The organism is Burkholderia sp. KCJ3K979 (assembly GCF_016759955.1).
In the GTDB taxonomy this organism is placed as follows: Bacteria; Pseudomonadota; Gammaproteobacteria; order Burkholderiales; family Burkholderiaceae; genus Burkholderia; species Burkholderia orbicola.
Genome location: NZ_JACFYV010000195.1, coordinates 1 through 12,526 on the forward strand (window position 1 = coordinate 1; position 12,526 = coordinate 12,526).

Here is a 12,526-nt window from a genome sequence, read left to right on the forward strand (position 1 = left end):
TGTCCAAGGTCGCGCTTGTTGCCTGCATGCGCAAGCTCCTAACCATGCTCAATGCCATGGTCAAAACCAACACGCCTTGGGACGATTCACTTCATCGGGCTTGACTCGGAAGACGGTTACTCAGTCCTTGCCCTTCGCGCCGCTCTTGTCGCCGCGCGCGCCGTTCGCTTCGGCCGCGCCCACGATGCCGCGCTCGCGCGCCCACACGATCGCCTCGCCGCGGCTGTGCACGTCGAGCTTCGCGTAGATCGTCGCGACGTGATTGCGCACGGTGTTCGGCGCCAGCCCGAGGCGGCCGGCGATTTCCTTGTCGGCCAGACCGTGGCACAGCAGGTCGAACACGTCGCGCTCGCGCGCGGTCAGGTCGGACAGCTGCGCGCCCGCATCCGGCGCATTCGCGCGCCGCACGTTCGCGAGCTTCTCGATCAGCGTGCGGCTGAACCACGACGCGTCCTGCATCGCCGTCTCGATCGCATAGACGAGCTCCATCTCGGTGCGCTTGCGGTCGCTGATGTCGAGCAGCGCGACCAGCAGGCAGTCGCGCCCGTGAATCGCGACGGGGTCGGCCGACACGACGCAATCGCGCACGTCGCCGTCGCGCGTGCGAATCTGCACGTCCACGTTGCGCACGTGACCGTCACCCGCGAGCCGGCCTTCGATACGCGACCACGCGCCGCGTTCGGCCCACAGCCCGATCTCGTCCGCGGATTTACCAAGGAGATCGGCCTGCGCATGGCCCGTCATCGCGGCAAACCCATCGTTCACGTCGAGCAGCTCGAAACGGTCGGCCGTGACGATCGCCATCGCGACCGGCGCCATCCGGAAGGCCGTCGCGAAGCGTTCCTCGCTTTGCATCAGCGCGCGCTCGGCCTGCTTGCGCGGCTCGAGATCCATGAACGTGAACAGCATGCACGCCTCGCCGTTCATGTCGATCGGCTGCCCGGCGACGACCACCGCCTTGGTGCTGCCGTCGGCAAGCTTGAGCACGGCCTCCATCTGCGGGATCGTCGCGCCTTCGCCGAGCCGCTCGATCGCCAGCTCGCGTCGCTCGGCCTGTTCGAGCACGTCGATCTCGTACACCGAGCGGCCGAGCACGTCGTCGCGCGCGTGGCCCGTCATGTCGAGAAAGCCCTGGTTGACCTTCACGTAGCGCAAGTCGTCGAGCCGGCAGATCACGGCCGGCGCCGGATTCGCGTTGAAGGTGCGCTCGAAGCGTTCCTCGGCGCTCGCCCATTCGGTCGCGTCGTGCAGCACGAGCGCGAGGCAGTCGGGCGCGCCGGCCGCGTTCGTCAGCACCAGGCTGCGGATGCGGTGCACCCAGCTCACCGACTCGTCGGCGGCCGATTCGACTTCGACCGTCACGTCGCTGAACTCCTCGCCCGCGATCACGCGATCCATCGGATAGTGGCCGTCGCGCACCGGATGATTGTTCCGGTAGCGCAGCCGGAATCGCTCGCGGTATTCGGTAACGTCCGCGCCGAGCGCCTTCAACTCGGTCACGCCATGCATCGCGAGCGCAGCCTCGTTCGCCCAGACGATCCGCTGGTCGGGCTCGATCAGGATCACGCCCTCGGTCAGCCCCGCGATGATCTGGTGCAGCTGGCGCCGGTCGGTATGCGACTTGAGCGCCTGTTCGTCTACTGGTTCGTTCATCGAATCGTTGTCCCTTGTCGTCAACATGAGCGATCAACATGAGCGCCGGCCGAGCGCCCGTTGCAGCGGCATGCCCCGGCCGGCGCGTGCGGCGATGATCGCGTGCCGCGCAACGGCGCGACACGCGCGAATGCACTATCTCGAATAGTACATTCGCACGCCGCCCGGGATCGTGCGGTGCCCCGCCGAATGGTGCGATGCGGCCAGCGCGCCTGTCGCGCCGCGTTGCCCGGGTCGTGGTGCATGTCCCCACCCCGCCGTCTGTTCCGTCCCCCAGTGCAAACGCACTAATCGATCCGGTGAATTTGCGCGATGTCCGCTCGCGTTCGCGTCGGTACGCTGGTACTGCATCGGCGCTCATGCGCTGCCCTTTCATACCGCAGAGGGAGGACACCCGGATGAAATTGCATCAGACACCCGATCCGACGCGGCCCGAACCGGCCCCGGACCATCCGCCCGAACCGGCGCCCGGCACCGACCCGCCGGTACCGCTGCCACCCGACGTACCGCGCCCGGACATGCCGCCGCGCGAGCCCGGCTACGACACGCCGATCGCGCGTTGAACGCACCGGAACCGCACGGGAACGCGCCGTGCTCACCGACTGATTGATTCAACCCGCCAATCGAAGGAGAACATCAATGAACAAGACCTCGCACCTTTCGACCCTGCTCGCCGTCAGCGCGGCCTTCCTGCTTTCCGCCGCGCCGCTCACGAACGCGCATGCCCAGGCCTCGTCGACCGACAGCGGCATGGCGAGCGAATCGAATCAGCCTGTCACCGACACGTGGATCACGACCAAGGTGAAAGGTGAGCTCGCAACGACCGACGGCGTGAAGAGCACCGACATCAGCGTGAAGACGGTGGACGGCGTCGTCACGCTGACGGGCGTGCTGCCGACGAAGGTCGCCGTGAAGAAGGCCGTCGCCGTGACCCGCGCGATCAAGGGCGTGAAGCACGTCGACGCATCCGGCCTGAAGGCGAAGGCCTGAGCTACCCCGCGGCCGAGCGCCGCACTTTTCTCCCCTTACGAAAGGAGCACACCATGAACGAAGACAAGATCAAGGGTCAGTGGAAGCAGCTCACCGGCAAGCTGAAGGCCAAGTGGGGCAAGCTGACCGACGACGATCTCCAGGTCGCGGAAGGCAATCGCGATTATCTGGCCGGCAAGATCCAGGAGCGTTACGGGATCGCCCGCGACGAAGCCGAGAAGCAGTTGAAGGAGTTCGACCGCGAGCTGTAACGCGCCAGTCGTCTCACCCCGCCGCGACGCACGCCGCGTCGCGGCCACGAGGAGGACCACGACATGGGCAAATATCTGATCGCATGGCTGCTCGGCGTACCGATCGGGCTGCTGGTGCTGTTTTTTCTGGTCACGCACCTCTTCTGACGCGCGACGCCCCGTCAATGCAAACGGGCCGGCGGCTGAAATCAGCCGCCGGCCCGTTTCTTTTCATCCGCAGTGCGTGACGCGTCGCGCTTACTTCGCCGCGTTCGCCGTCATCTTGAAGATGCCCTGCGCGTTGCCCGCATCGAAGCGCAGGTCGGTCACCCAGCGACGCGCCGCCTGGTCGAACGTGCGCTTGCGCGTGATGAACTCGTAGAACGAACCCGGCACGTTGCGCTTCACCGTGCCGCCGTCGCGGGTGCGGAATTCGCGCTCGACGGTATCCGCGCGATAGGCCGTCTGGAACACGCGGCCCGAGCGCGAGCGTTCGACTTCGGGCTTCATCGGTCGCCCCTTCGCCTTCTCGTCGTCGGACAGCTTGAACACGTCGGCGACGCGGTCGGTCGCGTGATTGAACGCGTTGCCCTCGGTCGCGATCCACGCCATTTCCGCCGATTCCATCAGCAGCGTCTCGTAGTCGAGCTCGTTCGGCACGTCGTGCTGGCGCGCGAACGCGCCGACGATTTCCGGCAGCAGCGCATGGGCGTCTTCCAGCGACAGCCAGCCTTCGCGCTCGACTTCCCACAGCCGCGCGACGGCGGCCGGCGACAGCGGGTCGCGCGACGAGCCGACCACGTTCGTCACGGCCTGCTGGAATTCCTTCGAGAAGCGCTCCGGATGCAGTTCGCTGACGAAGAACTGCGCGATTTCATCCGGGGCGTCTTCATGCGCATACGCGCGGCCGGTCATGCCGAGCTTGTCGAGCGGGTAGCGGCCGTTCAGGCGGAAGCCGAGCGGACGCAGGATGCGCGTGAACGCCGCCTCGCCCGGCGGCAGTGCGCCCGTGTGCGGCCAGCGCACCGTGCGCAGCGCGCCGTGGTCGAAATGGACCGAGCCGCCGTTTTCGATCGCCTCGGCCGTGTACGCGCGGCCGTTCGCCGAACGCTCGAGCAGCCCTTCGAACAGCGCCATGTTCATCGCCTGCGCGATTTCCGCGCGCGTCACGACGCCGTCTTCCCATTCTTCGAGGATGGCCGGCATGTTCAGGGTCGAGAACAGGGCGTCGGTCTTCGCCTGTCCCAGCAGCTTGGTCAGCAAGCTGTCGATATTCGGATTGCGCATCAGGATTCTCGTCTCGGGGGACTCGCCGGCAAACGTGCCGGCCACTCGTCGGCCGGCCGCCCACGGGCGCCAAGCCTTGCATGGCAAGCATTATTCAAAGGGTTGCAGCGGGGCGTAAAGCGAGATTAAATTGATACGTGATGAGTTTTTGGAATTATCAGCCGCTCATCGCCGGCGCTTCGCCCGGGCGGCGTGCGGGTCCATTCATCAGATCAATCGAGCATCATGCGCAAATTCAAGATCCCCAACATGGGCGCGCTCGTGGCTTTCGAAGCCGCCGCCCGCCACGAGAGCTTCACGCACGCGGCCAAGGAGCTGTTCCTGACCGAAAGCGCCGTGTCGCGGCAGATCGCGACGCTGGAGGCGAGCCTCGGCGTGCGGCTGTTCGCGCGCGTGAAGCAGCGCGTCGTGCTGACGCGCGCCGGCAAGCTGTACGGCACGCAGGTGCGGCGCGCGCTCGAAACGCTCGACCGCGACACGCTGTCGATCATCGCGCACGGCAGCGGCGGCGGCTACCTGGAACTCGCGGTGCTGCCGACCTTCGCGTCGCACTGGCTGATCCCGCGCATCAAGAGCTTCTACGACCGCACGCCCGACGTGCGCGTGAACATGGGCAGCCGCACCGACCTGTTCTCGTTCGAGGACACGCACTTCGAGGCCGCGATCCACTACGGCAAGCCGACCTGGCCCGGCACGTCGTCCGACTACCTGTTCGGCGAGGAAGTCGTGCCGATCTGCTCGCCCGCGTTGCTGAACGGGCCGGTCGAGCGCGTCGAGGATCTGCTCGCGTATCCGCTGCTGCACTCGACGACGCGCCCCGGCGCGTGGGCGCAGTGGTTCGAGACGCACGGCGTCGAGGACATCCGCACGATGCAGGGCGTGCGCTACGAACTGCATACGATGCTGATCAGCGCGGCCGCGGCCGGGCTCGGCGTCGCGCTCGTGCCGAAGTTCTTCGTCGAGGAGCAGCTGCAGCAGCTCGGCCTCGTCGTGCCGTGCGATGCGGCAACCGTCGGCGATTCGGCGTATTACCTCGTGTATCCGACCGAGTTCAGCCACAGCAAGCCGCTGGAATCGTTCCGCGGCTGGCTGCTCGAACAAGCGAGCGCGTATGCGGCGCCGGAACGCGACGTGCAAGACGCCGATGAAGAGGATGACGAAGACGTCGAGTAACGGCGCGGTCGCACCGGTGTCATGACGCGGTGGCGCCGCATGCGTGCCGCGCCGGCACGCCGGCCGAAACGATCTTCACCAGCAGCGCGCGGGCGCGGCCGCTCATGCTCGACACATCAAGCGCGAGCCGGATCATGGGCGCTCGAGTGCGAGGCATCGTGAAGAAGCCCCGCATCGTCGCGCACCGCGTGCGTTACATGTGCCACTTCACCGTGGCGGTCAGCGTGCGCGGATCGCCGGGCATGTTGTACAGGTCCGCGTTGCCGTGTGCGGCGATGAAGTAGCGGCGATTGAACAGGTTGTCGAGCGTGAGCGTCACGTCGACCTTCTTGCTGCGATAGCCGGCGCCCAGGTTGAACACCGTAAACGACGGCAGCGTGACGAGATCGCTCGCCGACGTGTAGCGCGCCGACTGGAACTGCATGCCGGCCGCCGCATAGAAGCCGTACGGCAGCTCGCGCTTGAGCCACAGGTTCGCGCTGTGGCGCGGCATCAGCCCCGGCGTGTTGCTCGATACCGCGAGGCCGGCCGCCGTCGATTGCGCGGAACCGTCCACCGTGCCGTTCAGGTACGCGTAACCCGCATACACCGACCACTTCGGTGCGATCTCGCCGGTGAAGCCGAGCTCCATCCCGCGTACGTGCTGCGTGCCGATCGGCAGCGCATAGCCGGGATTCGCCGGGTCGCCGATCTGCTGGTTGGTCTGGCGCATATCGAACAGCGCGACGCTGGCCGTCGCCTTGCCGCCGAGGTCGAAGCGTGAGCCGACTTCATACGCGGTGGTCTTCTGCGGCGCGAGCGCGGCGCCGTTCGTGAACGCGCCGGAACTGATCAGCGTGTCGGCCAGCGGCGAGAACGACTGGCTGAACGACCCGTACAGCGTCAGCCAGTCGAGCGGTTCGTAGATCAGGCCGACGCGCGGGCTCCACGCATGGTCGGTGCGATCGAGATTGACGTTCGACGACGTGTAGTCGTGGCGAATCTGATTCAGGTAGTCGAAGCGCAGGCCGGCAAGCACCTTCCAGTGTTCGGTCAGCGAGATCAGGTCCTGCGCGTAGACGCCCGCGAGCCCGACGACGGTCGACGCGTTCGTCTTCGCACGCGTGCCGGTCGGCACGCCGGGCAGGACAACCGGCTGCGGATTGAAGAGATCGTAGGTCGCGACCTTCGACACGCTGTAGATCGTGTCGAACTTCTGCTGCTGCGACAGTTCCAGCCCGTACAGCAGCTCGTGGCGCATGCCGAACAGCGACGTCTTCTGCGTGAGTTCGAACAGCCCGTCGATACCGTGATCGGTACGCTGGCGCGTCGACTGGTCGAGCGTGACGACCGGATGCGCGGCGGTCTTGATCGGCTCGTACGTCACGTAGTTCTTCCGCTCGAGCGAGAAGTCGTACGCGCGGATCGCGCCGTGGAACGACAGCGAATCGTTGAAGCGATGATCGAGCGACACCGTCGCGCTTTTCGCGGAGACGTCGTTGTACGAGCTGTTCACCCCGTCGGCCGACCCGTAGTACGTGTTGATCGGCACGTTGACCGGCCGGCCGAGATACGCGGGGATCCCCTGGTCGGACGTGCGGCGGTCGTGCAGGTAGTCGAATTCGACGTTCAGCACCGTGTCGCGGTCGAGCTTGAACTGCGCGGACGGCGCGATCGCCTGCCGGTTGAGCTGGAACTGGTCGCGGAAGCTGTTCGAATTCTCGGCCGCACCGGTCATGCGAAAGCGCGCCGCGTCGTTCGCGTTCCAGCCGAGGTCGAATTCGCCGCGCCGCTCGCCGCGCGTACCGAGCGTCACGCCCACGTCGTTCACCGGGTTCGCGAGCGGCCGCTTCAGCACGCGATTCACGATGCCGCCCGCCGAGCCGCGTCCGTACAGCACGGCCGCCGGCCCCTTCAACACCTCGACACGATCGACGTTCGACAGGTCGCGGTAGTACAGCGCGTCGTCGCGAATGCCGTCGACGTACTGGTCCGTGATGCTGTTGAAGCCGCGGATCGTGATCTGGTCGCGCTGGCCGTCGCCGACCGAGAAGCCGACGCCCGGCACGTTGCGCAACGCGTCCTGCAGCGACGTCGCGTTCTGATCCTCGATCACCGCGTGCGGCACGACGTTCACGGTCTGCGGCACGTCCATCAGCGACATGTCGGTCTTGGTCGCCGCACGCGAATGGCCGCCGTCGTACGACGCATGCTCGGCGGCCGCGTTGACGGAAATCGCGGGCAGGGTTGCCGCGGCGTCGGCCGCCTGCGCAAACGAAGTGCGGGCGCCGGCCAGCGACGTGGCGATCAGAAGCGCATGGCACGCGCTCGTGTTGAGTTTCATCGTGAACGTAGAAGGGGGTGAAGAAAACGGCGAACGAAAGCACGCCGGCCGGCGCAACCGGCACGAAAAAAGCCGTGACTTCCCGTCACGGCTCGTAATGCGGCGAAATAATAAACGAGAATGATTCGTGTTTTTAATTAATTTTCAGCGTGTCGCCTGGCCGCAACGTGAATGCGCATTGCGCTCTGCATTCCTGACGAATGCCTTTCTATTTCAGATTAGCGAACGGCTTGAAACGTAATAAAAACGAAAGAATTGAATCGGTCGCCTGAATGCGGCAACGATCGGCAAGAGGCGGGATGCGGGACAGGGGTGACGGAGAAGCTGGAGAGGATCACCAAGGATCAGGAGCAGCAGGCGGCACGGATTCAATCGTCCGGTGCGCGCCGGACCGGGCAACCCCGACCCGGCGCTCCGGGCAGCCGACCTCGTATCGGCGGCGCGGCGGATCTTCTTCTGTTCTTCACTACGTCTGCTCTCAGGTTCACTGCATTTTTTTCCTCACCGCGTCGGGCCATTATCCGCTCAATTCCGCCGAAGTAAAACGTTTGCGGTTGCACCGGGGCCGTTATACCGGCGATTCGGCAACAGTCTTTCCAAATGCTTACGGTCATTTCGACGCGATAGCACCCAGGTTGCATTCATTGCGGCGTTCCTTTTAAATGGAACTGGTTCCATTCATTGAATCGGCCATGTTCGTGCGTGACGAGCAGCCGCGTGCGCGTCATGATGCCGATTCAGGATCGAGGATCATTCCGCTCAGGATTCGCATCGCCCGTCCTTCCCGGACACCCCGTCAAACGAGACCGTCATGCCCGATTCCGCCTCCCTGCAGCACCTGTTTCCCGCCTTGCAAGAGATTCCCGCCGAATTCCGGCTGGCTTCGCCGATCCACCAGCGCGTGTCGCTCGTCGACGGCGAATTGCGACCGTGGGACGGCGCAACCAAGACCGTGCTGTCGCCGGTATGTGTGCGACAGGCGGACGGCAGCGTCGAGCAGGTCGAGATCGGCAGCTACCCGGTGATGGGCGAAACGGAAAGCGACGCGGCGCTCGACGCCGCCGTGCGCGCGTACGACGCCGGCCGCGGCGAGTGGCCGACGATGAAGGTCGAGCAGCGCATCGCGTGCATGCAGGACTTCATCAAGCGGATGGTCGCGCAGCGCGAACTCGTCGTGAACCTGATCATGTGGGAGATCGGCAAGAGCCTTGCCGATTCGCAGAAGGAGTTCGATCGCACCGTCACGTACATGACGCAGACGATCGACGCGCTGAAGGAGCTCGACAACGCGAACTCGCGCTTCGTGATCGCGGAAGGCACGATCGGCCAGATCCGCCGCACGCCGCTCGGCGTCGTGCTGTGCATGGGCCCGTACAACTATCCGCTGAACGAAACCTTCGCGACGCTGATCCCCGCGCTGCTGATGGGCAACACCGTGGTGTTCAAGCCGCCTCAGTACGGCACGCTGCTGTTCGAGCCGCTGCTGGAAGCGTTCCGCGATGCGTTCCCGAAGGGCGTGATCAACACGATCTATGCGCCGGGCGCGGTGGTCGTGCCGCACATGCTCGCGTCGGGCAAGATCAACGTGCTCGCGCTGATCGGCTCGAGCAAGGTCGCCGATCACCTGAAGAAGCAGCACCCGAAGTCGCACCGGCTGCGCGCGATCCTCGGCCTCGACGCGAAGAACGCGGCGATCGTGCTGCCCGACGCCGATCTCGACCTCACCGTGAAGGAGTGCCTGCTCGGCGCGCTGTCGTTCAACGGCCAGCGCTGTACCGCGCTGAAGATGCTGCTCGTGCATCGCTCGATCGTCGACGAATTCCTGAAGCGCTTCACCGCCGCGCTCGAACAGTTGAAGATCGGCATGCCGTGGGAAAAGGGCGTCAGCATCACGCCGCTGCCCGGCATGCATCGCACCGCGTACATGACCGACGCGATCGATGACGCGAAGGCGAAAGGCGCGCAGGTCGTCAACCATCAGGGCGGCGAATTCAGCAAGACGCTGTTCTACCCGGCCGTCGTGTATCCGGTGTCCGAAGGGATGAAGCTGTACCGCGAGGAGCAGTTCGGGCCGATCATTCCGGTCGCGCCGTTCGACGACGTGGAAACCGCGCTCGACTACGTGACGACGTCGGAGCACGGCCAGCAGGTCAGCATCTTCGGTTCCGATCCGGCGCAGATCGGCGCGCTCGTCGATCCGCTCGTGAACCAGGTGTGCCGCGTGAACATCAACTGCCAGTGCCAGCGCGGGCCCGACGTGTTCCCGTTCGCGGGCCGCAAGGATTCGGCGGAAGGCACGCTGTCGGTGAGCGACGCGTTGCGCGCGTTCTCGATCCGCTCGATGGTCGCGGCGAAGCAGACCGACAGCAGCAAACAGTTGCTCGACTCGATCGTGTCGGATCACCACTCGAAGTTCATCAATACGGGCTTCATTTTCTGAAGCCGGCTTGATCGACGCAGAGCCTCCGTCGCACGCCAATGCGGCGGAGCGTTTCCGGCACACGCTGCGCGGCTAGACGTTCGTCACCAGCAGCCGAACGCCCGCCACGCCGAACACGACGGCCAGGCAGGCTTCCATCGCACGCCGCCCGCGCACGTACAGCCGGCGCGCCCCGTCCATCGAGAACACCAGCGCATAGCCGCCGAACACCAGGCAGCCGATCGCCAGGCAGCCCGGCACGACCGCGCCATGCGCGCCGCCCGCGCCGTTCGACGACAGCGCGACGATCGACACCCACACGAGAATCGCCTTCGGATTGGTCAGGTGCAGCATCGCGCCGCGCACGTAGAAGCGCGACAGCCGCAGCTCGCGCGCCGCGTTCGCCGTTGCCGCCGGCGGGCCCGACAGCGCCGTGCGCCCCGACTTGAACGCGAGCCACAGCAGGTACAGCCCGCCGAACACCTTGATCGCGACCAGCAGCTTCGACCACGCGAGCAGCGCGGCCGAGATGCCGAGCGCCGCCACCGTCGCCCAGAACATCGACCCTGAAATCACGCCGAGCGCGAACGCGAGCGCCGCCTTGCGGCCCTGGTTCGCGGCGACCGACATGATCGCGAGATTGCTCGGCCCGGGGCTGGCCGTGCCGATGAAATAGGCCGTGTAGGCGAGCAGCAGGTTGGCCGAGAAGAAGGCGTGGACATTCATATCGAACCTCGCGGGGATGATCGGGAGATTGTTGGCAAACCTGCACCGTCTGCCCATGGACAATTACGCGGCCAATCGCTGGGCCAGTTGCGTGGCCATGCAACCAATCGCCGCGCCGAACCGTCTCTGTTTTGAAACAACTGGCGCATTCGCCGCCGGTTCGCGCGATGCGGCGGCGTGCGCTCCCTGCAGCCGTTTCCCGTCGGCGGACGCACGGCGGGCATGGCCGCACCGCACGGCGCGCGTCGTTCCGGCCGTTCGCCGGCACGAGCGCGCGATGCGCCGGACGCCCGCGTTACGTTACATCCGTGAAGCATTTCGCGTCGTCGCGCCGCGTCGGGCGCCCGACGTCGCCCACCTCCCGCCCGTAGACACCCTTCTCGATCGCCTGCGCAATCCAGTCCCGACGGGACTCGCCGACCGATGCCGGATCACGGCTCAACATTGCTCAACAATCGTCCGGCGGGGCTGGTACGGAATCTGCATTCCGTTCGGACAGAAGCCGCGCCCGGTACCGCGCGGACATGATTTCACCCTCGGGCGCTCCCACGGATACGCCCGTACGATATGCACACGCAGCGAGGCTCTTCATGGATGCGCAGCCCAATTCGTCCGATACGTCGTTCCAGCTCTTCCTCGCGAAGGTGCTCGAACAGCCGCTGCCCGACTGGACCGAAAAACAGCAGATGGAACTCGAGATGGCGCGCACGCTGTCGACGCAAATGGTCACGCTCGCCGAAGACATGCGCGGCCGCACGCCCGATCTTGCTCGTTGCCTCGTGCTGCTCCGCTACGCGAAGGTGCTCGACTTCATGCTGACGTCGCTCGCCGCGCACCGCGACATCCATCCGCAGACGCTGCGCACGCTGTTCCGGCTCGCGAACCTGAAGGTCGACGATGCGTATCCGGTGTGAGCGGGCGCAACGGCTCGGAGGCCGCGCACGACCGTCGCGGCAACGCCGGCCATACGCGATTCGCGCGAATGTCGGATAACCTCGCCGCATGAGCGTTGGAAATAGAAACCGGACATCCCGGCTCGCCGGCGAATTCGGCTCCTTCGTGAAGCAGTACAGTCGCAACGCGCGGAAGCATCCCGATCGAACGATCGCCGCTACGCTCACGACACCGAGCGCATGACGACGCGACTGCCGCCGGCCGATCGCGCCGATCCGCTGGCCGACGGCGAACGGGACGTCACCCTGGCTCCCCCTGACTTGCCCCACTCCACACGCACGACCCGCCTGCCCCTCCACGCAAACGGAGGTACAATCGCGCGCCATGAACGCACTTCGCCGCTTCCTGCTCCGGCCAGGCGTCGCGCGACAGTGGCTGTGGGGGTTCCTCCTCATGACGCTGCTGTCCCGCGCGCTGATGTCGGGCGCCGTGATGCTCGATCCGGACGGTCCGGATGCGGGCTCGGTGGTGCTGTGTTCAGGCCAGGGCCCGCTGATCGTCACCGCCGCCGCGCTGGCCGCCCGCTTCGACGCGAGCGCGCCGATCACGCCGGCCAACGATGCGCTGGCGCTCGTCGATGCACTGAAGCACGACGCGCACGCCGACAAGGCGGCGTCTTCCGGTAACGGCGACAGCCTGTGCGCATTCGGTGCCGCGCTGTTCACCGCGATCGCATCGTTCGTGCTGCTGGTGCTGCTGTTTCCCGCAGCGGCGCCGCGACGCTTCCGCGTTCACTTCGACAGTCCTCCTTTCGTGCGATCGGTATTCGAC

At 65.9% G+C, this 12,526-nt stretch carries 11 protein-coding genes and 1 pseudogene; 8 read left to right on the plus strand and 4 right to left on the minus strand.

Translation table 11 applies throughout. The features are described 5' to 3' along the window. Window positions 1–104, plus strand: a pseudogene (locus tag H3O04_RS28410) (IS110 family transposase); the annotation flags it as partial. Between the two features lie 16 nt (window positions 105–120). Here H3O04_RS28410 and H3O04_RS28415 read toward each other — a convergent pair. Next, window positions 121–1,653 (minus strand): helix-turn-helix transcriptional regulator, encoded by a 1,533-nt coding sequence (locus tag H3O04_RS28415; protein ID WP_006479801.1) that lies wholly within the window; start codon window positions 1,651–1,653, stop codon window positions 121–123. Between the two features lie 398 nt (window positions 1,654–2,051). Between H3O04_RS28415 and H3O04_RS28420 the strand changes: the two genes are divergently transcribed. The 3 genes from H3O04_RS28420 (at window position 2,052) to H3O04_RS28430 (ending at window position 2,894) form a co-directional block, all read left to right on the plus strand. Continuing rightward, on the plus strand, window positions 2,052–2,216 hold the full coding sequence (locus tag H3O04_RS28420) for a hypothetical protein (protein WP_012338780.1): 165 nt from the start codon (window positions 2,052–2,054) through the stop codon (window positions 2,214–2,216). A gap of 76 nt (window positions 2,217–2,292) precedes the next feature. After that, complete coding sequence (locus H3O04_RS28425; RefSeq protein WP_006479803.1) at window positions 2,293–2,643, plus strand: BON domain-containing protein; 351 nt, start codon at window positions 2,293–2,295, stop codon at window positions 2,641–2,643. 53 nt (window positions 2,644–2,696) lie between these two features. Further along, window positions 2,697–2,894, plus strand: coding sequence for a CsbD family protein (locus tag H3O04_RS28430; RefSeq protein ID WP_006479804.1), 198 nt, complete (start codon window positions 2,697–2,699; stop codon window positions 2,892–2,894). Between the two features lie 237 nt (window positions 2,895–3,131). Here H3O04_RS28430 and H3O04_RS28435 read toward each other — a convergent pair whose 3' ends face one another. Then, entirely contained in the window at window positions 3,132–4,160 is a 1,029-nt protein-coding gene (locus H3O04_RS28435) for a DUF1338 domain-containing protein (RefSeq protein WP_124464643.1), read from the minus strand. A 225-nt stretch (window positions 4,161–4,385) separates the two neighbouring features. Here H3O04_RS28435 and H3O04_RS28440 point away from each other — a divergent pair, with 225 nt between their 5' ends. Next, window positions 4,386–5,333, plus strand: coding sequence for a LysR family transcriptional regulator (locus H3O04_RS28440; RefSeq protein ID WP_006479806.1), 948 nt, complete (start codon window positions 4,386–4,388; stop codon window positions 5,331–5,333). 193 nt (window positions 5,334–5,526) lie between these two features. Here the strand turns inward: H3O04_RS28440 and H3O04_RS28445 are convergent, their stop codons facing one another. After that, on the minus strand, window positions 5,527–7,656 hold the full coding sequence (locus H3O04_RS28445; protein ID WP_202588940.1) for a TonB-dependent receptor: 2,130 nt from the start codon (window positions 7,654–7,656) through the stop codon (window positions 5,527–5,529). Between the two features lie 811 nt (window positions 7,657–8,467). Here H3O04_RS28445 and H3O04_RS28450 point away from each other — a divergent pair. Beyond that, window positions 8,468–10,096 carry an NADP-dependent glyceraldehyde-3-phosphate dehydrogenase gene (locus tag H3O04_RS28450; protein WP_011694510.1) on the plus strand — a complete coding sequence of 543 codons (1,629 nt, stop codon included), beginning with the start codon at window positions 8,468–8,470 and terminating at the stop codon, window positions 10,094–10,096. A 72-nt stretch (window positions 10,097–10,168) separates the two neighbouring features. Here the strand turns inward: H3O04_RS28450 and H3O04_RS28455 are convergent, their stop codons facing one another. Continuing rightward, a complete protein-coding gene (locus H3O04_RS28455) occupies window positions 10,169–10,801 on the minus strand; it encodes a LysE family translocator (RefSeq protein ID WP_027809739.1) in 633 nt (210 codons plus the stop codon). Between the two features lie 590 nt (window positions 10,802–11,391). Here H3O04_RS28455 and H3O04_RS28460 point away from each other — a divergent pair. After that, a complete protein-coding gene (locus H3O04_RS28460; protein ID WP_006484612.1) occupies window positions 11,392–11,715 on the plus strand; it encodes a hypothetical protein in 324 nt (107 codons plus the stop codon). Between the two features lie 364 nt (window positions 11,716–12,079). Continuing rightward, window positions 12,080–12,526, plus strand: a 447-nt coding sequence (locus H3O04_RS28465) for a hypothetical protein (RefSeq protein ID WP_202588941.1), incomplete at its 3' end; no start/stop codon positions are given.